The 20,319-nt window shown below is 67.5% G+C and carries 20 protein-coding genes and 1 pseudogene; 6 read left to right on the plus strand and 15 right to left on the minus strand.

Annotation, left to right across the window (positions count from 1 at the left end):
* Positions 1–130 precede the first annotated feature (130 nt).
* Positions 131–841, minus strand: a complete 711-nt coding sequence (locus tag ACIQU3_RS30165) for a YidC/Oxa1 family membrane protein insertase (protein WP_403928721.1) — start codon at positions 839–841, stop codon at positions 131–133.
* A 91-nt stretch (positions 842–932) separates the two neighbouring features.
* A complete protein-coding gene (locus tag ACIQU3_RS30170; protein ID WP_403726824.1) occupies positions 933–1,244 on the minus strand; it encodes a DUF6412 domain-containing protein in 312 nt (103 codons plus the stop codon).
* 223 nt (positions 1,245–1,467) lie between these two features.
* Between ACIQU3_RS30170 and ACIQU3_RS30175 the strand changes: the two genes are divergently transcribed.
* On the plus strand, positions 1,468–2,943 hold the full coding sequence (locus tag ACIQU3_RS30175; RefSeq protein WP_403928724.1) for a beta-1,6-galactanase: 1,476 nt from the start codon (positions 1,468–1,470) through the stop codon (positions 2,941–2,943).
* A gap of 145 nt (positions 2,944–3,088) precedes the next feature.
* Positions 3,089–4,105, plus strand: a complete 1,017-nt coding sequence (locus ACIQU3_RS30180; RefSeq protein WP_403726830.1) for an SEC-C metal-binding domain-containing protein — start codon at positions 3,089–3,091, stop codon at positions 4,103–4,105.
* A 341-nt stretch (positions 4,106–4,446) separates the two neighbouring features.
* Here the strand turns inward: ACIQU3_RS30180 and ACIQU3_RS30185 are convergent, their stop codons facing one another.
* On the minus strand, positions 4,447–5,037 hold the full coding sequence (locus ACIQU3_RS30185) for a hypothetical protein (RefSeq protein ID WP_403727222.1): 591 nt from the start codon (positions 5,035–5,037) through the stop codon (positions 4,447–4,449).
* A 29-nt stretch (positions 5,038–5,066) separates the two neighbouring features.
* Positions 5,067–5,459, minus strand: a pseudogene (locus tag ACIQU3_RS30190) (MrcB family domain-containing protein); the annotation flags it as partial.
* Between the two features lie 283 nt (positions 5,460–5,742).
* On the opposite strand from ACIQU3_RS30190, the gene ACIQU3_RS30195 reads away from it, so the two are divergent.
* Complete coding sequence (locus ACIQU3_RS30195) at positions 5,743–8,907, plus strand: DUF3427 domain-containing protein (RefSeq protein WP_403928876.1); 3,165 nt, start codon at positions 5,743–5,745, stop codon at positions 8,905–8,907.
* A gap of 78 nt (positions 8,908–8,985) precedes the next feature.
* On the opposite strand, the gene ACIQU3_RS30200 is transcribed toward ACIQU3_RS30195, so the two are convergent.
* Positions 8,986–9,576: an ATP-binding protein gene (locus ACIQU3_RS30200; protein WP_403726835.1), complete on the minus strand. Its 591-nt coding sequence runs from the start codon at positions 9,574–9,576 to the stop codon at positions 8,986–8,988.
* Between the two features lie 198 nt (positions 9,577–9,774).
* Between ACIQU3_RS30200 and ACIQU3_RS30205 the strand changes: the two genes are divergently transcribed.
* Both ACIQU3_RS30205 and ACIQU3_RS30210 read left to right on the plus strand, forming a co-directional pair.
* On the plus strand, positions 9,775–10,620 hold the full coding sequence (locus ACIQU3_RS30205) for a helix-turn-helix domain-containing protein (protein WP_403726838.1): 846 nt from the start codon (positions 9,775–9,777) through the stop codon (positions 10,618–10,620).
* On the plus strand, positions 10,620–10,835 hold the full coding sequence (locus ACIQU3_RS30210) for a DUF397 domain-containing protein (RefSeq protein WP_403726841.1): 216 nt from the start codon (positions 10,620–10,622) through the stop codon (positions 10,833–10,835). The genes ACIQU3_RS30205 and ACIQU3_RS30210 overlap by 1 nt, the downstream gene beginning before the upstream one ends.
* 12 nt (positions 10,836–10,847) lie before the next feature.
* Here the strand turns inward: ACIQU3_RS30210 and ACIQU3_RS30215 are convergent, their stop codons facing one another.
* The 5 genes from ACIQU3_RS30215 to ACIQU3_RS30235 form a co-directional block, all read right to left on the minus strand.
* Entirely contained in the window at positions 10,848–11,198 is a 351-nt protein-coding gene (locus ACIQU3_RS30215; RefSeq protein ID WP_403726844.1) for a hypothetical protein, read from the minus strand.
* A gap of 106 nt (positions 11,199–11,304) precedes the next feature.
* The gene (locus ACIQU3_RS30220; RefSeq protein ID WP_403928727.1) at positions 11,305–11,709 is read right to left on the minus strand and encodes a VOC family protein; all 405 of its coding nucleotides are present in this window, start codon (positions 11,707–11,709) and stop codon (positions 11,305–11,307) included.
* A gap of 124 nt (positions 11,710–11,833) precedes the next feature.
* Positions 11,834–12,634 carry an alpha/beta fold hydrolase gene (locus ACIQU3_RS30225; RefSeq protein WP_403928730.1) on the minus strand — a complete coding sequence of 267 codons (801 nt, stop codon included), beginning with the start codon at positions 12,632–12,634 and terminating at the stop codon, positions 11,834–11,836.
* A 94-nt stretch (positions 12,635–12,728) separates the two neighbouring features.
* Positions 12,729–13,187 (minus strand): DUF2267 domain-containing protein, encoded by a 459-nt coding sequence (locus tag ACIQU3_RS30230; protein WP_403726856.1) that lies wholly within the window; start codon positions 13,185–13,187, stop codon positions 12,729–12,731.
* 124 nt (positions 13,188–13,311) lie between these two features.
* Positions 13,312–13,737, minus strand: coding sequence for an Hsp20/alpha crystallin family protein (locus ACIQU3_RS30235; protein WP_403726859.1), 426 nt, complete (start codon positions 13,735–13,737; stop codon positions 13,312–13,314).
* Between the two features lie 169 nt (positions 13,738–13,906).
* Here ACIQU3_RS30235 and ACIQU3_RS30240 point away from each other — a divergent pair, with 169 nt between their 5' ends.
* A complete protein-coding gene (locus tag ACIQU3_RS30240) occupies positions 13,907–14,209 on the plus strand; it encodes a hypothetical protein (protein ID WP_403726862.1) in 303 nt (100 codons plus the stop codon).
* 883 nt (positions 14,210–15,092) lie between these two features.
* Here the strand turns inward: ACIQU3_RS30240 and ACIQU3_RS30245 are convergent.
* The 5 genes from ACIQU3_RS30245 to ACIQU3_RS30265 form a co-directional block, all read right to left on the minus strand.
* Complete coding sequence (locus ACIQU3_RS30245; RefSeq protein ID WP_403928733.1) at positions 15,093–15,425, minus strand: DUF2752 domain-containing protein; 333 nt, start codon at positions 15,423–15,425, stop codon at positions 15,093–15,095.
* Positions 15,426–15,517: 92 nt separating this feature from the next.
* Positions 15,518–15,943, minus strand: a complete 426-nt coding sequence (locus tag ACIQU3_RS30250; protein WP_403726872.1) for a CD225/dispanin family protein — start codon at positions 15,941–15,943, stop codon at positions 15,518–15,520.
* Positions 15,944–15,971: 28 nt separating this feature from the next.
* Complete coding sequence (locus ACIQU3_RS30255; RefSeq protein ID WP_403726877.1) at positions 15,972–16,403, minus strand: hypothetical protein; 432 nt, start codon at positions 16,401–16,403, stop codon at positions 15,972–15,974.
* The gene (locus ACIQU3_RS30260; RefSeq protein WP_403726879.1) at positions 16,384–18,360 is read right to left on the minus strand and encodes a CHAT domain-containing protein; all 1,977 of its coding nucleotides are present in this window, start codon (positions 18,358–18,360) and stop codon (positions 16,384–16,386) included. Before ACIQU3_RS30260 ends, ACIQU3_RS30255 begins: the two co-directional genes overlap by 20 nt.
* A gap of 408 nt (positions 18,361–18,768) precedes the next feature.
* Positions 18,769–20,265 carry an MFS transporter gene (locus ACIQU3_RS30265; protein ID WP_403726882.1) on the minus strand — a complete coding sequence of 499 codons (1,497 nt, stop codon included), beginning with the start codon at positions 20,263–20,265 and terminating at the stop codon, positions 18,769–18,771.
* Between the last annotated feature and the right edge of the window lie 54 nt (positions 20,266–20,319).

The following is a 20,319-nucleotide window of genomic DNA, read 5'->3' on the forward strand; positions in this document are numbered from 1 at the left end:
CCTCTGTCGCGGGCGCCCGACTGATGAGCGCGACCCGGATGCGGCGGGGCAGCCATCGGAGGACTGGTCGATCCTCCAAGCTGCCCGTGCCCTCCGCAATACCCCGTTCACGTACTGGACCGGCCACCGGTCACCGGTACAGCACGGCCCGCTCGACGGCACTCCACGTCGTACTGGTGACGACGTACAGCGCGGCGGCCAGCGGCACCACGGCCACGGTGACGAGCGTGAAGAACGACATGAACGGCATCACCTTCGACACGGCCCCCAGGCCGGGCAGCTGCTCCCCGTCACCGGCCTGTGCGGCCGGGTTCGCGGCCATTATGCGCTTGCCGGTCCGGTAGCTGAACGCGGCGACGCAGGCCACGACCACGAACAGCGCGGCATGGACGAGCCCGGCACCACTGAGAACACCCCCGTGGAGCGCGTCCGTCCACCGCTCCCCGAGCGGCGCCGCGAACAGCCGGTGGCCGAGCAGCCCGTTGGCCTCGCCGCCGATCGTGTCGCTGGAGAACAGGTGGTAGAGCAGGAAGAACGCGGGGATCTGGAGCATCCCGGGCAGACAGCCGGCCAGCGGCGACACCTTCTCCTGGGCGTGCAGCTCCAGCACGGCCCTCTGGAGCTTCTCGGGGTCCTTGCCGTGCTTCTTCCGCAGCTCGGCGATCTTCGGCTGGAGCGCGGTGCGGGCCTTCTGGCCGCGCGCGGCGGCCCGGGACAGGGGGTGGACGAGGAGGCGTACGAGCGCGGTGAACAGGACGATCGCCGCGGCGACGGCCGAGGCGCCGAACAGCGGCTGGAGCAGGTCGGCAAGATGCTCGACCAGGGTCGCGAAAACGGACATGAGTGAGCCCTCCGGGGGTCTCGTCGTGCCGGAAGTGGGTCATGGCGGCATGACGACCCGCGCGGGGTCACTCACAGGTGTGGAGGTGCCCCTACGCGACGGTCGCCCGGAGGGCGTGGCCGGGTGCCCGGGGCCGGGTGCGTCCCCGGGCGTCGGGATCGCGCTGGGGCAGGAAGGCCGTACGCCGGTCCCGGTCGCGGATGGCCGTACGCACGCGGGTGCGCGGCACGGTGGGCACGCAGCGGGAGGCGGCGACGGCGCAGAGCGCGAGGGCGGACGAGGCCGCGGCGGTGGCGGCGAGGGCGACGGTGGCGGAGAGGCTGCCGGTGTCGAGCAGCGCCACCTCGACGAGCAGGAAGAGCAGTGCGAGGGCGGGACGCAGGGTGGCCCAGCTCCGGTTCACGGCTGCCCCTCCCCTCGTACCGCGCGTATGTCCTGTCGTCCGTTATACAGGACCCCTCCCCCGCCCGGGGCAGCGACTTCGTACACGGGTTTGAGGAAGGTTCGTCAGAACTCTCGACAACCCACCCGCCGCACCCGATGCTTCTCGTCACCCGACAACGGGCCCCCTGTGCGACGCCGGGCCGGGGACCGGCGTGCGCCCTCATCTCCCTTACGGAGGAGCCGTGATCCGACGCAGAAGCCTGCTGGCCGCAGCAGGCGGAACGTTCCTCGGCAGCGCCCTGGCGACGGGCACCGCGCACGCGGACGCCACCATCGCCGTCAACCCGTCGACGACGTACGGCACCTGGGAGGGCTGGGGCACCTCCCTCGCCTGGTGGGCCAACGTCTTCGGCGCCCGGGACGACTTCGCCGACCTGTTCTTCACCACCAAGTCCGTCACGTACAACGGCCGTTCCCTCCCCGGCCTGGGCCTCAACATCGCCCGCTACAACCTCGGCGCGTGCAGCTGGAACAGCGTCGGCGGCGAGACGATGGTGAAGTCGCCCAACATCCCCGCCTTCAAGCAGATCGAGGGTTTCTGGCAGGACTGGAACAACGAGGACCCCGCCTCCTCGGCGTGGAAGTGGACGGCCGACGCCAACCAGCGCGCGATGCTGGTGAAGGCGACACAGCGGGGCGCGATCACCGAGCTGTTCGCCAACTCCCCCATGTGGTGGATGTGCAGCAACCACAACCCCTCGGGCGCCGCGGGCGGCGGCAACAACCTCCAGACCTGGAACTACCGCCAGCACGCGAGCCACTTGGCGGCGACGGCCCTGTACGCGAAGACCAACTGGGGCGTGAACTTCGCGACGGTCGACCCCTTCAACGAGCCGGCCTCCAGCTGGTGGACCGCGACCGGCACCCAGGAGGGCTGCCACATGGACCCGGCGGTCCAGGCGGCCGTCCTCCCGTACATGCGCAGCGAACTGGACAAGCGCGGCCTCACGGGCCTGCGCGTCGCGGCCTCGGACGAGACGAACTACGACACGGCCCGCTCCACCTGGGGTTCTTTCGGTACGTCGACGAAGGCCCTGGTGTCGCAGGTGAACGTGCACGGCTACCAGGGCTCGGGGGGCCGCCGCGACCTCCTCTACACGGACGTGGTCACCACCTCCCGCAAGAAGCTGTGGAACTCCGAGACGGGCGACAGCGACGGCACGGGCCTGACGATGGCCTCGAACCTCTGCCTCGACTTCCGCTGGCTGCACCCGACGGCCTGGTGCTACTGGCAGGTCATGGACCCGTCCACGGGCTGGGCGATGATCGCCTACGACGCGAACACCCTCCAGCCCACCACCGTCCAGACCAAGCACTACGTGATGGCCCAGTTCAGCCGCCACATCCGCCCCGGAATGACGATCCTGGACACGGGCGTCGACTACGCGGTGGCGGCGTACGATGCGACGGCCCGCCGCCTGGTGATCGTCGCGGTGAACACCTCCGCCTCCGCACAGACCCTCACCTTCGACCTCTCCCGCTTCGCGACGGTGACGGGCGGCTCGGGCGGCCTGGTCCCCCGCTGGAACACGGTCACGACGGGCGGCGGCGACCTCTACACGGCACGCTCGGACATCCGCCTGTCGGGCAAATCCGTAGGCGTCCCCTTCGCGGCGAAGTCCGTGCAAACCCTGCACATCGACGGTGTGACCCCGTAGTCCCGGTTGTCCTGGGCCGGTCCGGCGGCGGCGGTTCGGGACGAACCGTGAAGCCCGGGTGGCGAGCGGGGGAAAGTCGGTGGGCCGAGTGGTCTGGCCTGCGCATCTCTCACGCTCGTCACCTCCCGGCAGTACGGTGTCCCCCATGCGCCCCGACACGCCTGCCGAAAACGTCGACCACACCGCCGAGGCGGCACGCCTGGAGCGGACCGCCGGCCTGTATCCCGAGGACGCCGAGGCCCTGCTGCTGCGGGCGGCGGCCCACCTGGAGCTGGCCGGCGACCGCCCCACCGCGACCACCCTCTACGACCGCCTGCTGTCCTCCACCGAGGGCCTGGACAACCCCCACCTGGTACGGGCGCTCAAGGCCTCGAACCTGTGGGAGTACGGCCACGAGGCCGAGGCCCGCGCGATCATCGAGGGCGTCCGGGCGGCGTCCCCCAAGGACCCGGCCCCCTGGGTGATCGTCGCGGAGTCCCTGGAATCCCACGACGAACTGGAAGCGGCCCACGAGACATTCACGGAGGCCGTGCACCGCCTCCTGACGGACGTCGAGGAGCCCCCCTACGCCACCCACCCCCTCCTCTTCGGCCGCCACCGCGTACGGCGCATGCTCGGCAGGTCCCACGACGAGTGGGACGCCCTGGCGGACACGGTCCACTCCCTCCCGATCACCCTGGACGAACTCCACGACCCCAAGCGCGTGTGGTCCCTGGGCTCGGAGAACCCCGCGGAACTGGAGGCGGAGATCCTCCGCCTCCGAGCGGAACTGGGCGCGTACCGGGAGGCCCTCTCCCGCCCCTTCCCGGTGGCGATCCTGCACTGGCCGGCGGACGAGCTCACGGAACTCCTGGAGGCGTATCCGTCGCTCACATCGGAGTACCCGACCCACGAGGAACACCTCTCGACCATAGAGACGGCCCTGCGGGAACTGTCCGCCTCCGGCACCCCGAACCTGGGCATCGTCACCGGCACGGTCCCGTCCTACGAGGCCTTCGCAGCCTCGGAACTCTCCTCCCCGACGGACCCGACCCTCCTCCCCCAGTACGCGACGACACTGGCGGCGAGGGGGCGGGCGGTGGCGTGGCCGCCGCAGCAGGGGGCGGCTTGCTGGTGCGGGTCGGGACGAACGTATGGGGAGTGCCACGGCGGCGGGGCCTGAGGGCCCGCTGCCCTTGATCAAGCGGACCACCGGCAAGTCGCCGCTGAGCCGACCCGGCGTGCACGGAACCGCTGACGCGCCCGTCACGCCGGGCACCTGCACAGCGCACGGCGCCGCCACCACCCCGGACCACCGCTTCCCCGGGCCGCCCGCTCGCTTCTCTCCCGCGCCGGAGCGACCCGGGTCAAGGATGGCCCGCAGGGCCATCGGCGCAGCCGACACGGAACGCAGCGCAACGGAGTGAGAGCGCCCTTGAGGCGGGGCGCGGAGGCACGACACTGGTCGGGAAGCGGGCGGCCCCAACGGCAACTAAGTGTCGCCGGGGTTCGTACGCGGCCTGGTTAGGCTCCTACGGCCAGACCCCATGAGATGGCTGTGGGAGAACCCGCCCAACCCCCGCCCTCAGTCCTCCAGATCGACGCGATGCCGTGTGCCTCTAGGTACTCGGCGTAGTGCCCTATGTCTTCCGTGAAGAGAGCAACCAGATAGGGCTTTGGCTCGCCCCGCTTCTCGTGCCAGTAGTAGCTGTACTCGAAAAGCTGCCCCACTGCCTCACGGACGGCCTGGGTCGCGTTGCCCTTCTTAACAGCCTTGCCCTCTACGAGCCAGGCACGCTGCTGATCCACGGTAGGACGACGTAGGACTAGATCCCTGGGGTACATGCCTAGCGTTATCGGCTGATACCCGCGCATCACAGCGTGAAGGCCGAAGTCCTTGATGAGCGCTTCGTGGTGTCGTTCCCTGCGTCGGCGGCCGCCTCTGATGTGGACGTAGTAGTCGCTGCTGTCGTTAGGGCGAAAGCCGTCGAGGGGGTCATCGGCGGGAAGCGAGGCATGGCCCTGACCCTCGTAGAGAATGGGCTCGTTCTCCGACGGCTGCTGGAGCCAGACCCGATGGCTCGCGGCTGCGTCCCGGAGAAGCAGAGATGCCACACGGAGTTCCTCTGCGAGCGCTCCTCAGTTGGCATGCTGGCAATCTCGTACCGCCGCGCTGCCACACTCGCGGCCTCGTACGCACGGGGTCGCTCGAGCTTGGAGGCGAAGACCGGCGTGTGAGCCCAATGCATGGCCAGCTCGGGTTCCATCCCCGCCCTAAGGTGCCTTGCTCGCCGCTTCAGTTCGCTCAGCCGATCGCCCAGCTTGGGGTAGGCGTCCGAAAGCTTCGTCACGCCCTGCTGCAAGGTCAGGGTGACGGAGGTACGAGTCGAGTCGAAGATGTAGGCGAGATACAGCCCCTCTTGGGCCTGGACATTGATCGATTCAGCGAAGACGCCGATCCATGGAGTGCTGCTCGCGCCCCCCTTACCGCCGTACCCCGATGCTACGAAGCCACGGGGTAAGGGCAGATCGGTCATCGTCTCGACCTCCCGAAGGAGGTCCTGAGCTGGCACGCCGTGAGCCGTACCGGCCTTGGGGTCGTAGAGCTCCGCTATACGTATGAGCAGATCACGTAAGTGCACGCTCAAAACGTAACCTGTTGCGATCAATTGCGGTGCAGTAGAGATCAATCTCGTGCACGTGGGCGGGCTCGTCCAGCGCAGCCGGAACTAGCGTCTGACCGTGGCCGGGGCCCTGTCAGTGCCTCTTGATAGAACAGCCTCATCGTCGATCGTCGCGATCAATCGGGGGATCCTGCCAGTGCCTGAGAGCCGCCGCACCGAAGCGTCTGCCCCAGTCGATGGACTGTACGAACAGCTGATCACGCTCCGCTTCGAGCAGCAGTTGAAGGAGCTGGCCGGCCTCGGATGGCATCCCATCAGCGAAGCGGTGGGGCCCGAGTCCGTGCCACACGTCCTAGCTCGGCACATCGGGGGCACGGTTCGGCAGGTCTTGCAGAACCTCCACCCAGAGGAGCGGGTCCACGCAGCGAACCACATCTTGGAGTCCCTCAGCACGCTGCAAGGCGCCAAAGAGTGGGGGGATTTGATTGCCGAGGGACCACGCCAACTCCTCGCGATCACCCGGCAGGCAGCACCAGGCGTCTTTGCCGTACGTCCGGGCATCCCGCTGTCCGATGCCGCTCTGATCACCAACTCCCCCGAGGACCCGAGCCTCGGCTTCGAACTACGCACAGAACTCGCCACCGCTGACCGCGTGGACCTGCTGTGCGCCTTCGTGAAGTGGCATGGGCTACGGATCATTGAGCAGTCGCTGAAGGCTGCACATGCACGAGGGGTGCCGATACGGGTCATCACGACGACCTACATCGGTGCCACTGAGCGACGTGCGTTGGATCGACTCGTGGAAGAGTTCAATGCGCAAGTCAAGGTCAATTACGAGACCCGCTCGACGCGGCTGCATGCCAAGGCGTGGCTGTTTCGCCGTAGCAGCGGATACGACACGGCGTATGTGGGCAGCTCCAACCTGTCCAAGGCAGCGCTCCTCGACGGCCTGGAGTGGAACGTCCGGCTCTCGTCGATCGCCACACCTGACGTGATGCGCAAGTTCGAGGCCACCTTCGATGCCTACTGGAGCGACCCGTCGTTCGAGACGTACGACCCTAAGGCGGATGGCGAGCGTCTCCGCGACGCCCTCGCGATTGCGGGCGGTACATCATCGACGTCCGCGGCCCAGCGTGGGATCACCTTGTCGGGGCTGGAGGTAAGACCGTACCCGCACCAGCGCGACATGCTGGAGCGGCTCGAAGTCGAGCGGGAGGTGCACGATAGGCACCGAAACCTGCTAGTGGCAGCCACCGGCACGGGCAAGACCGTGATGGCAGCGCTCGACTACAAGCAACTACGTAGGAAGCATGGCCGTGACCTGCGGCTCCTCTTCGTCGCCCACCGCAAGGAAATCCTTGAGCAGTCGATGAGGACGTACCAAGACGTGTTGGTGGACGCGAACTTCGGCGAATCGCTACACAGCGGAGAGATCCCAGAACGCTGGTCACACGTCTTCGCCAGCGTGCAGTCGCTGAGCGCCAAGGGCCTGGACCGTCTCGCTCCTGATCACTTCGATGTAATCGTCATCGACGAGTTTCATCACGGAACCTCACCGACGTACCGTAAGATCCTCGATCATTTCCAGCCGCTAGAACTGCTAGGCCTCACCGCCACGCCTGAGCGCATGGATGGCAGAAACATTCAGGACGAGTTCTTTGAAGGCCGGATCGCAGCCGAGATGCGCCTGTGGGAGGCGCTCGAAAACGATCTACTCAGCCCCTTTCACTACTTCGGCATCAGCGACTCCACAGACCTCAGCACAGTGGAATGGAAGCGCGGGGCATATGACCCAACCGCGCTGAGCAATGTGCTGTCGAGCAACGCCAGGCGTGCCCGGCTGGTCGTGAACGCCGTCCGAGAAAAGCTGTCCGATCCCAGCACCATGCGAGCGTTGGGCTTCTGTGTATCAGTAGCACACGCCCACTTCATGGCCGAGGTTTTCCGAACGGCCGGCCTTGAGGCCATCGCTCTGTCTGGGCAGACGCCGGCGGAGCAGCGCAGGCAGGCGCTGAACGACTTGGCATCCGGCTCGCTCCAGGTGATCTTCTCGGTCGACCTCTTCAACGAAGGCCTCGACCTCCCAGACGTAGACACACTGTTGCTTCTGCGCCCCACATCGAGCGCCACGGTCTTCCTGCAGCAGCTCGGCCGCGGGCTCCGCCGGTCTGAAGGCAAGGCGGTTCTCACCGTGCTCGACTTCATCGGACAGCATCGCAAGGAATTCCGTTTCGAGAACCAGTTTCGAGCGCTCACCAACCTGACACGCAAGAGGCTGCTCGATCACATCGAACACGACTTCCCCCAGCTCCCCTCCGGCTGCCAGATCATCCTTGAAGAGAAAGCAAAAAAGGCGATTATCGCCAACATCAAGGATCAGATTGGCGTCAAGGTCACTGCACTAGCGCGCGAGGTTGCAGACTATGCAGAGCCGAGACTCAGCCGCTACCTAGAAGAGAGCGGCCGAGAACTGAAGGAGCTCTACCGAGGAAACGGCAACTCTTGGACGGGCCTCCTACGCCGAGCAGGACTCCTCAAGGGCGATCCACCTGAAGGCGAGGCGGCGCTTCTCAAACGCATCCCAGCGTTTCTGCACGTGGATGATCCGCTGCGTGTAGCTGCATACACCCGAATGTTGGAAGATGACGCGCCTACCTACAGCGAGCTCGACCAGCAGGGGCAGGCGTATGCCCGCATGCTCTTCTTCCAGCTCTGGCCCCTCGGCGGTGCAACCCGCAAGAGCTTCGCCAGCTACGACTCCGGCTTCGCGTCACTCCGCAAACAGGAGGAAGTGCGGAGTGAAATCTGCCAGATGTTGGCGTACAACCTCGCTCACACGGAGCACGTCCCGATTCCCCTCCTCGGGATCGGAGACAACGCGGGGGTGCCGCTGACAGTCCACGCCTCATACAGCCGTGAGGAGATCCTGCCTGCCCTGGGTGCGTCCGCCATCGGAGGATTTATGCCGGGCGACTCTCGCGAGGGTGTGAAGTGGTGCGAGTCCATGAAGACGGACGCCCTCCTCATCACCCTGGAGAAGGACGAGAAGGACTTCTCCCCTCAAACCCGCTACCGCGACTATGCCCTCAGCGAGACCCGTTTCCACTGGGAGTCCCAACACCAGATCTCGGAGACCTCTCCCACAGGTCTGCGGTACCAACGCCACGCTACTGATGGCAGCAAGGTCCTGCTCTTCGTACGTCGCTACAAGAGCACAGACATCGGGGGTGCCCAGCCATGGATGTTGCTGGGCCCTGCTGATTATGTGGAGCACACAGGCAGCAAGCCGATGGCCATCACCTGGCAGTTGAAGCATCCGCTCCCGGCTGACGTGTGGACGTACTCAGCAATCGCTGGGTGATGCCTCACAGCCCCCTGTGTGAGAAGCGGATTCGGCCTCAAAGCGCATCTGCGCTCGGTCGAGCATGTCGTCCGCGTTTCAACCGTGGGCTCGGAACCAGTGGAGGAAGTCGGTGATCGCCGCGATCACGGTCTCTTCCACCATGGTCGAGGTCAATCTGCTCATGCCCACTGTGGGTCGGGGCTGCGCAGCGGCGACGTAGTGGTGCAGCAAGGTCTCGGCCCGCATCACGCTGGAGGCTTGAACATGTCCGTCGGCCGTGGCGATCCGTGTGGCCAGCTCGCACCAGGTGACTTTGCGATCCGGGCGTAGCAGCACACCCCACTGGTCGGCGAGGGCGTCCACGAGAGCCATCCCGCGCCCCTCCTCGGCGTCCGTGTCCGGGTCACGGAGAGTGGGAAGGGCGCGCGCGTCAGGGTCGTGCACCTCGATGCGCAGGCGCGTGCCCTTCATCGAGACCGCCAGTGTTGCAGGGGTGCCCGGTCCCACGTGAGTGATGACGTTGGAGACAAGCTCACTGACGCACAGTTGGGCTTCGTCGGCCATGTGGTGCAACCCCCAGAGCCCTAGATGCAGCCGCGTGATCCGGCGCAGGGACGCCAATTCCGCTGCTTCGGCCGTGAAGGCGATGTCCCATGGCTTGCGTGGCACGCAGGCTTCCTGACTCACGCGGACCCCTTTCATCGCGGTTGGCACCGCATCGACAGCGCAACGTCACGGATGTTCACGGTCAGTTGCGTTGGAGACCAGAGTGCGGGGAACACATCCCATCTTGCAATGTGCAGGAAGGGATTCCCACTTCTGAGTGATTGGCAAGCACACCCCTTGGCGCGAGACTGAACGCTCGCTATTTGAAAGAGGGTTGAGATGGCCGGATCACCCACGGCACGCCGACGGCGCCTCTCGATCGAGCTGAAGAAGCTCCGCGAGGGGAGCGCCCTGACCTGCGCTCAGGTCGGCGAGGCCCTGGATTGGAGCGGCTCCAAGGTCAACCGGATGGAGACGGGCAGCGGACGCGTCCAGCCCTCGGACATCGACGCCCTGTGCCGCTTCTACGACACCAGCGACGAGCTGCGTGAGTTCCTCAAGTCCCTGGCTAGGCAGGCGAAAGTACGCGGTTGGTGGCAGGTCCACGGCGCTGGCGTACCTGAGTGGTTCAACATCTACATCGGCCTGGAGCAGGACGCTTCGACCTTCCGGCAGTACCAGTGCGAGGTGGTGCCTGGCCTCATGCAGACCGAGGTGTACGCCTCCGAGCTTCACAAGGCTGGGGCACACATGTCCGTAGAGGACATCGCGAAGGCGGTGCAGGTACGGATGGAACGCCAAGCCATGCTGCGACAGGCGGAGGCTCCAGACGCGTGGTTCATCGTGAACGAGGGCGCGCTGCGCCACGTTATCGGTGATCGCGCCCTGATGCGGGAGCAGTTGGCACGCGTTCTGGAGACAGCCGCTCTGCCGACCGTGACCGTGCAGGTCCTTCCCTTCGACTCAGGGACCCGTCCCACTACCGGTTCGTTCACCATGCTGGGCTTTCCCGCCCCCGAGGATCCGGACATCGTGTACCGGGACGGCATCACGGATGCTGTGTACCTGGAGGGCGAGCATCATGTACGTGAGTACACGAGGGCATTCGACGGCCTGCGAGCGGCAGCCCTGAGTCCTCAGCGCTCGGCCCTGTTGATCGAGTCGATCTTGAAGGATTACGCGTAGTGATATCGCCTGAGTCCGACGCCAGCAGCCGTCTCGTCTGGTTCCGGTCGTCCTACAGCAACGGTGCCGGAGGCGAGTGCGTGGAGTGTGCGCTCACGAGTCATGGCGCTCTTGTTCGGGACTCGAAGAGGGTTGACGCGCATTCGATCGCTGTCGGCGGCGATGCGTGGCGCTTCTTCATCCAGTCCATGACGTGCGCCAGCACAGGGCGCTGACGCGGACGAGACCTAGCCCAGCCCCCTCTCGAACCGATACTGCTCCACCAGTTCCTCCCACTCCCCGGCCTCGCCCTCGCTCACAGCGACGGTCCGCGTGCCGCCCGCGAGCGGGCGTACCCGGTCTGCCAGCTGCATGGCCCGGCCGCTGGACGTATACACGCCCAGGACGAGGGCGGTGGACGGGTCGTCGTCCCCGGCGGTGAGGGTGAAGCTCCAGGGGATCTCGCACGGTGGGGCGTGGTCGGGGTCCGGGCACAGGAGGCCTTCGATCGGGGCCTGGAGGGCGAGGGCCTCCTGCGCGGTCGGGTAGCCGTCGATCCGGATCTCGTACACCCGTGGTCGGTCTTCAGCCGATGACACGTACCCCTCCTGGTTCAAGCCTGGGCCTCCGACCGTAGGGCCGCCGCGTGCTGAATGCATCGGGTTGTCGGGCCGGACTCGGTGCAGTCGCGCCCGCCCCACCGCCTCAGCCCAGTTCTCCCCGTTCGATACAGAACTCGTTGCCCTCCGGGTCCGCCATCACCACCCAGCCCCGGCCGTTCGGGAGGGTGCGGTCCGTGAGGACGTGGGCGCCCAGTGACACGGCGCGTTCGACCTCCTCGGCGCGGGTGCGGCCGGTGGGTCCCAGGTCGAAGTGGATGCGGTTCTTCGTCGCCTTGGCGTCCTCGACTCTGACGAAGAGGAGGCCGGGCGCACCGTCCGGCAGTTCCACCAGGACCTCGTCGTCCCCGGGTTTGTCGATGTCGGAGATGGAACGGCCCAGGAACTCGGCCCAGAAGCGGGCCAGTTCGTAGGGCTCGCGCGTGCAGTCGAAGGTGATGTGGCGGATGGTGGGGTTGGGATTGGGATTGGGATTCGGGCTGGGGTGCAACGGTCGTCTCCCTCACGTCGTCCGGCGCGCCGGTGGCGCTTCGCAGGATGAGCGGGGAGGCCGGGGCCTGTCGAACCATTTGGCGTTCTCGGTCCCACGCACTTCCTTCCCGCCCCGCGCCGCCTCAGCCGGGCAGGACGGAGGCGACCGCCTCGTGGAGGCGTCCCGGCTGGTCCAGATGGACGTCGTGGGCCGCGCCGGGGATGCAGATCAGGCGGGTGGCCGGGCGGCGGGCGAGCATTGTGGACGGCTCGTCGGGTCGCATCGTGCCGTGTTCGCCCTGGACGAGGAGCGTGGGGCAGGCGACGCGGGACCACTCGTCCCAGTAGGCGGTGGTGGCGAGTTCGGCGACCGTGTCGATGATCGTGGTGCGGTCCATGGTGGAGTGCCAGCCGTCGGCCCGCCGCTCCAGCGTCCTCGTCCATGCCTCGTGACCGAGGAAGGCCTCCGCCTCCCGGAGGGACGGGAACGGGGTCGGCCAGCTGTCCAGCCAGGCCGCGATCTGCGCCGGGAGGCCTGGGGACGGGCCGGCCGGGCCCGCTTCGACCAGGATCAGGGACTTCACCAGGTGGGGGTGGGCCGCGGCCAGCAGCATCGCCGTGTGGCCACCGAGGGACTGGCCCAGAAGGGTCACGGGGGCGAGCTCCAGTGCCTCGATCAGGGCTGTGGCGTCCTGGACGTGGGCCTCGCGGGTGGTGGACGCCGGTGTGCGGGTGCTGGCGCCGTGCCCGCGGGCGTCGTACGTCACCACGCGGTGGCCGTCGGCGGACAGTCGCGCGGCGAGGGTGTCCCACTCGCCCTGGTGGCCGGCGAGGCCGTGCAGGAGGAGGAGCGTGGTCACGGGATCGGCTGCGGGGTGGTGGGTCCGGTGGGAGAGGCGGGTGCCGTCGGGGGTGGTGAGGGTTCCGGATGTCGTGCGGGTCAAGGAGCCCCCCTCGTCGTCGGCTCGGCCGGCCTCCGTGCCGACGGCCACCCCCGGTGTGACAAGGGGTGGCCGTCGTACGGCTGGTCCCAGGAGCCTACGACGCCGGGGTCAGGTCCGCGCGGCCGAACAGGAGGGCGTAGCCGGCGGGGAGTTGGGCCAGGATGCGGGTGACGAGGTCGTCGCCGACGAGGGGCGGGAGCGCGCCCAGGACCGAGCTGACGTCCCAGCGGGCCGTGGCGGACGTGGCTCCCGGCGTGCGGGACGCGACCTCGTCGACGAACCGTGCGGCCGTCAGGCGCTGCGTGGCCGGGATCTGGGAGGCGATCAGCCGGGCGGCCTCGGAGGGCAGGGCGCGGGCCAGGTCGACCCGTTCGTCGCCGGTGACGTGCGTGCCGAGGGCGGCCAGGACGGTACGGGTGACCTGTTCCGCCTTCGACCGGGTGGGGTAAAGGCCCGACTCGCGGACCGTTTCGATCAGTTGGGACCAGCCGTCGTCGGCGGCGGCGTGCGGGGCGCGTCTCGTCGTCACACGGGGCACCGTCGTCGTGCTCATGTGTGGGCTATTCCTCCTGATGCTCTGAGGGGGCGAGCTGATGCTTTGAGGGGGTGAGCCGGGTCGCGCCGCCGGGAGCTCGTTCCGGCGGCGCGACGACGTACCTCTGGTGGTGCGGGTGGGGTCAGCTGCTGAGCTGCTTGCGCGTGTCGCCGCCCGAGATCTGGATGCGGCGCGGCTTGGCCTGCTCGGCCACCGGGATGCGCAGGGTCAGGACGCCGGCCTCGTAGGAGGCGTCGATGCGTTCCGTGTCGAGCGTGTCGCCGAGGAACAGCTGGCGCGTGAAAGTGCCGGTGGGACGCTCGGCGACGAGGGGCTCCGCGCCTTCGGGGGCGGGGGACCTGCGCTCGGCTCGGACGTTCAGCACGTTGCGTTCGACGTCCAGGTCGATCGTCTCGGGGTCGATGCCGGGGAGGTCGAAGTGGACGAAGAAGTCGTCCCCCGAGCGGTAGGCGTCCATCGCCATCGCCGTCGGGCGGGCGGTGGTGGGGCCGAAGACCTGCTGGGTGAGCCGGTCGAGCTCACGGAAGGGGTCCGTGCGCATGAGCATCACTGGTCACTCCTCTCTTCAGGTGCAGCGAGTGCGATGCCATACGGTCTGCGTCTTCTTATATAGCTCGGAGGAGGAAACTTGACAAGCCCAGACTCAGGTTCGGGTTTCCGGGGCCTGCGGGCTAGCCTCAAGATCCCGAGCAGGGTGTAGGACGCAGGAGGCACGTATGGCGAAGGTTCCCAGCGCGGTGGTCGCCGCGAGCGGGCTCGTGGGCGGGTACGGCGTGGCCCGCTGGACCCGGCAGCGGCCGCTCGGCGGGGTCGTACTGGCCGCGGCCGGGGTGGCCGCGGCGCGGCAGTGGCGGCAGCAGGCCGGTGGGCCGGCCGCGGGGGCGTTGTCGGCCGCGTATGTCGCCGCCTTCGCCGGGTCGCATCCGCTGGCGAAGAAGGTGGGGGCCTGGCCGGCCGTGTTCGGCGTGGCGGGGGCCGTGGCGCTGGCGTCGTGGGCGGTCGCGGACCGGCGGGGCTGATCGGATGGTCCCGGTGCGCCGGTCCGGCTGATCGGACGATCCCGGTGCGCCGGATCGGCTGATCGGATGATCCGGGGGCGTCGGGTCGGCTGATCCCGGGATCGGCCGACCGGATGTTCGCGGGCGCCGGATCGACTGACCGGCCGATCCCGGTGCGCCGGAACAACCACCGGCCGACCCCAGCACCTCGGAACGACGACGACCGGTCGACCCTCGTACGTCGGATCGGCTGATCCGGTGAGCCCGCGCGGCCGACCGGCTCACCCTCGCGGGCACAGCAAAGAACCCGGCCCTGAATCCCAGGGCCGGGCTCTTGATCGGAGCGCCGGGCAGGCCTTGCACCTGCATCTCCCCACAGGAAGTGGGGCGTCTTTCCTTGGACCACCAACGCATCGTCTGCCCGCCGGAGTTCCGACGACTGGACGCAGATCAACTATAGCGCAGTTTCTGTTATCCCCCGCACCACCAGGTTGTCTCCTCACTGGCCCCCACAGGTAACCGACTTATGACGAGCAGTACGTGGCCAAGTGGAGCCTGGGCGGGGATGCCGTACGCGGCGAAGACGCGGCGGATGGAGGGCGGTCGGGGGCTTGTCGGGGAGTGGAACGGCGTCCGAACGTCGCGGGCACGGATCCGGGGATGACACGGCCCATCTGGGCGGTGATCGCCAACCACTGCACCAAGCGGCGGGTCTGCCGACGTCGTACATCACGCGGGCGGCGCCAAGGCCGCGCCCGAGGACGGGGGCGGGGACTTCGGGCCAAACAGCGGGGGTTCGCCCAGCTGGGTTCGGGACGCCGGCGTTCGCCCGGGACCGGGCGACGGGCCCGGCACAGGAGCCGTCGATGGGTGCTCGCGCGGCCCGACACCAGCGCAGCGCTGTTCAAGCGCCCAGCACTCCCCCGAGCACGGGCAGATTGCGGATCACGGTCCAGACGACGAGCACGATGATCGTCGCCGGCACAGTCCACCGGGGAAGATGGCGTGGGCGGACTCTGCCCGTGACGGTGCGAAGCCACACCGCCGCGGCGCACGGCAGGAACGCGACCAGCAGCAGGTTGTAGTCCGCTGCGGCCGTCAGGTGGCCGTGAGTGAGCTCGTGCAGCGTGCGCAGGCTGCCACAGCCCGGACAGTCAAAGCCCGTGACGGTCCGGATGGGGCAGGCGGGGAAGCGACCGGCACGTGTGGGGTTCACGAGGGCGGTGACGACGCACAACGTCGCGAAGACCCCGGCACCCGCCCAAGCGTCGCGGACGGGATGCGCCGTCGGAGCCCACTGCGGCGGTCGAGCCCGGGTTCGCAGTGGATTCACGGCGTCGGCACGAGGGCCGTGGTGCTGGACGAGGACAGGGAGACAGCCATGATGACGATCCAGGCGAACACGCCGGCCGCCAGACTGACGATGACCCAGAGCCGGGCTTTCCGTGAGGCTTCAGCAGCTCCTGCGATGTCGCCCGCATTCGTCTTGGCTGAGACCTGCGAGGAGAAGACTATGGCGGCGATCCCGGTCGGGAGGAAGCAGAAGAGCGTGACGAGGATGGCCCCCACCATGTAGGTGGGCGGAGTCGTTCTCTGTCCCGGATACGAGCCTTGCCACGACTGCTGACCGAACTGCTGTTGCCCTTGCGGCATTTGTGATTGCTGATGTTGCGACGACGTGGGCGGCGCCTGCCAAGGAGTCTCCGATTCCCATGGCCCGTCGTCGGACGACTGCGGTGGGCGATTGTCTGTCATGGCCGGTTGTCTCCCTCCGGATTTTCGTTCAGACGGGGACCCACATGACGCGTTGCGCGTCCCAGGCCCAGCGTCCGTCGCGGGCATCCAGGTCGACGGCCTGCTGGTACGCCTGGTCCGGAAGACCTGTGGTGAACGTGATGCGACCGCCCTCGGACACTTGAATGACCAGTTCTTCCGGCGCCTGCCGGCCTTTCGACGGTCCCGCCAGCAGCCGGTCGACAAATTTCCTCAGGCCTCTGTGAGCCTCCTCGGCGAGCCCCTGGAAAAGAGTGCGGAGAAACGGCTCAAGGACAGCGGTGGTCACCAGCACGAGCACCACATCGGCCGCCCCTCGCCGCGCAGGACGCAACATGCAGGTGGTGTGGATTCCGGCCTCGTGCAGCAGGCCCTGCGCCTCCGTGGCCGGATCGGCCGGGAGGGACGAAGGCCAGAAGATCTCAACCTCCGGGTCTGTCATGATGCTCTCCCAGTTCCTCGATCCACTCGGGCAGCGCCCAACGCTCGATCACACCCGTGCGTGTACCGGTCACGAAGCCCGTGCCATTTCCGAGGAACGCCACTCCTGCGGGCTGACTCCCGAGCTTCGCCGCAACGGACGATTTCCCACTGTTCAAGTCGCGGCAGGTTACGGTGCCTTGTTCATCGGCGACGGCCAGCACCGGGAAACCGGTGGAGAACGCCAGGTGCCGGGCGGGTTCTCCATATCCTGTCCGGCGGAGGAGCCGGCCCTGCCAGGACCAGAAACGCACCTGCCCGTCCAGGCAACCGGTAGCCACGAGGTCCCCCGTGCATGCAAGGGAGACCACGGCTTGGTGGTGCGGCAAGGTCATGACGGTTTGCCCGTGCCCGTTCAGCTGTCGCACCGAATTGTCACCGCAGGCTACGAGTACGTGCCGGTCACCCGGTGCAAACGTCACGGGGCCGGGTGTCGCTTTCTCACCCGTGGGCAGCATGCCGCCCTTCTTCGCCGGCCAGGCCTGAAGGTCGCGCACTCGCGCTCCCCGCGCGTCGTAGACCTGGAGACGATTGCCCACGGTCAGCGCCAGCCAGCGGCCGTCCGCGCTGAAGGCGAGGGTGTCGCTCTGCCCGCCAGGGCTGATGACACATACCGCGGATTCGGATTGCAGGTCCCAGACCACCACCGTGCCGTCCTCATGCCGACTGGCCACATGCCGTCGCCAGGGGCTCCAGGCCAGGGAAACGGGATGTTCCCTCTGCACGGGCGGGCATTGGGCAACCAGTTGCCCGTCCGTGGCCGCGAAGATCCGGATCAGGCCGTCCTCACAGGCCGTGGCGAGCAGATTCCCAGGCCCGAGTGCCAGGCGGGAACACGGCCCGACTTCTGCGAGTACACCGATCCTCTCGGGCGACTGCTCCTCGATCGTCGGCTTGGTCAGGGTGATCGGATCTGTCGTGAAGTCCTGCCGGGAGGGCGGGGTTCTGGGGCGCTGCGTCGGGTCGTCGGCCGAGGCGAACACCCGGGTCTGATCGGATGCGAGGAACAGGACGGGAGTGGCCCACTCCAGACTGCCCTGGCGCATCTTCACTTCCTCGCGGGCACGTGTGACCGCCCGGTCCACGGGAAGCCCGTCGGCTATGCGCTCGTAGAACGACGAAGCGAAGACGAGAGCGGCCTGGTCGGTGATTTCGTACTGCATCGCGACCACGGCCGGCACTCCGGCGTGCACGAGGCTGGCAGCGGTACTCGTGAAGACGTCCTCGGCTCCGCTGACGGCGGAGTCGCAGGCGTTCAGGACGATAAGACGCAGATGCGGACTGTCCGCGATGAGCCGTTCGAAGTCGCCGGCGAGGAGGCGCATCGCATATCCGTCGTCGCCCGAGAGCTCTATGTATCCCTCGTTGAGATCCTCGTCGAAGCCGCCGTGGCAGACGCAGTGGAGGACGTGCCACGTGTCGGATCGCAAAGCTTGCGCGAGATCCTGCCAGCGATCTCCGGGGAGCCAGTGGACGTCCACGTTGTCGGAGCTGTTCCGCTGAAGAGCATGCGCTATCCGATCACGTTCCCGTTTCTCTTCCAGAGGCGGGAGGTCGCTCGGACGCGCCGATATGCCAAGCACTCGAAGCGGAAGCGTGAGCGTCAGGGGCGGCACGGGGTCCATCAGTCGCAGGTCGCGCACGACGGGCACCCGGAGGGCCAAATAGTCCTTTCGGGAGGGGTCCACGAGATATTCCCAGGGAATACGACTCACATGTGGGCCATCCGTACGCAACAGTATGCGCAACGACCTGTTCTGCGTTCTGGATCGATTTATGCACCGATCCAACTGGAGGGATATCGCGTCCCGGATGACCGCCTCGGTGAGGCGTTTTCCGAAATCCCGAACCGATCTCTCGGGTGTGACGGTGCCGCGGGTCACCACCGGGCTGTACGACTTGGTCAGCGACGCTTCCACACGGATCAGAGTGGCCTCGAGCTCCCTTTCCGAATAGGGAGGCTCGACACGTACGCTCGCTTCGCCGCACTCAGATGAGCACCGGACGATCCATTCCGTAGCGCCTTCAATGATTTCGAGTCGAAATGGTAGCCCTTTCATCGTTCCACCTCCACCCCAGATATCCAGTCCACACCCGTTACGGGGTGACGTCCAATCGAATACTTGGAGTGGTGAGGTGGGCAGGAAGGGGCAGACGAATGGCCTTGGAGTCGCCGTTCGGCGCCATGGCCCGGGGCGGTTGTGAGGGAATTCCGCAACCTGCCGCAGCTCCGGCGGCGGGTGGTCGACGCGGTGCTCGGCCGACCGCTGTCCGGGCTGTGGCGGGGAGACTCGCGCCAACCCTGGCGGCGTCGGCCGAGGTGTCCTTCAGGCCGTCGCCCGCCTCTGCCCCGCGCTGCCGGAGGGGTCAGCCTCAGCCGCCGTCAGCGGCTTGGCGATGTCCTCCAGGGAGCGGCGTTCCGCCTTCACCGCGAGGAGGGCCGCCACCAGGCCGGCCAGGCACATCAGCGTCGCGCCGATCGAGAAGGCGAGGACCGTGTCGCCGACGACACCGGTCTCCGTGAGCTTGGCGAACAGCAGCGGGCCGCTGATGCCGCCGGCGGCGGTGCCGAGAGCGTAGAAGAACGCGATCGACATCGCCCGGGTCTCCATGGGGAAGACCTCGGAGACCGTCAGGTAGGCGCTGGACGCGCCGGCCGAGGCGAAGAACAGGACCGCGCACCAGCAGGCCGTCATCGTGGTCGCGCTCAGGGAGCCCTGGTCGAAGAGCCAGGCCGTGCCGAAGAGCAGCGCGCCGGACAGGATGTACGTGCCGGAGATCATGATGCGGCGGCCGACCGTGTCGAAGAGCTTGCCGAGGACCAGCGGGCCGCAGAAGTTGCCGATGGCGATGACCGCGAAGTAGTAGCCGGTGTTGCCGCTCGGGACGTCGAAGAACGTCGTCAGGATCGCGCCGAAGCCGAAGGTGATCGCGTTGTAGAGGAACGCCTGGCCGATGAAGAGGGAGAAGCCGAGGATCGCGCGCTTGCGGTAGTCGGAGAAGACCGTGCGGCCGATCTCCAGGAAGGAGACGCTGCGGCGCTGGTGGATGGTGATCTCGCCCTCGGCGCGGGGCAGCGGCTCGCCCCGCTCCTCCTCGATCTTGTCCTCGATGGAGGAGACGATGCGTTCCGCTTCGTCGTCGCGGCCGTGGATCAGCAGCCAGCGCGGGCTTTCGGGGACGTGCCGCCGGACGAGGAGGATCACCAGGGCGAGGACGGCGCCGAGCGCGAAGGTGAGGCGCCAGCCGACGTTCGCGGCGAAGATGTCCGTGTCCAGGGCGACGATCGACAGCAGCGAGCCGAAGACCGCGCCCAGCCAGAAGCTGCCGTTGATCATCAGGTCGGTGCGGCCGCGGTACTCCTTGGGGATCAGTTCGTCGATCGCGGAGTTGATGGCCGCGTACTCGCCGCCGATGCCGAAGCCGGTGAGGAACCGGAAGAGGAAGAACCACCAGGTGTCGAAGGAGATCGCGGTGAGGGCCGTGGCGGCCAGGTACACCGCCAGGGTGATCATGAAGAGCTTTTTGCGCCCCCACTTGTCGGTCAGGCGGCCCCAGAAGAGGGCTCCCAGGCAGGCGCCCGCCACGTACAGGGCGGCCGCCATGCCGGTGACCTCGCCGGACGTGATGGGCAGGCCGCTGCCGGGCTCCGACAGGCGGCTTGCGATGTTGCCCACGACGGTGACTTCGAGTCCGTCGAGGATCCACACGGTGCCGAGACCGATGACGATCGTCCAGTGCCAGCGCGACCACGGGAGGCGGTCGAGGCGGGCCGGTATGTCGGTGGTCACGGTGCGGCCGGTGTCGGCCTGGGCGGTGGTCATGGGCCCCCTCCTCTTCGAGCGGAACCCGGATCGAGTGCCCTGACCGGCTTCTCT

It is taken from the genome of Streptomyces sp. NPDC101110 (genome assembly GCF_044759525.1).
Taxonomy (GTDB): Bacteria; Actinomycetota; Actinomycetes; order Streptomycetales; family Streptomycetaceae; genus Streptomyces.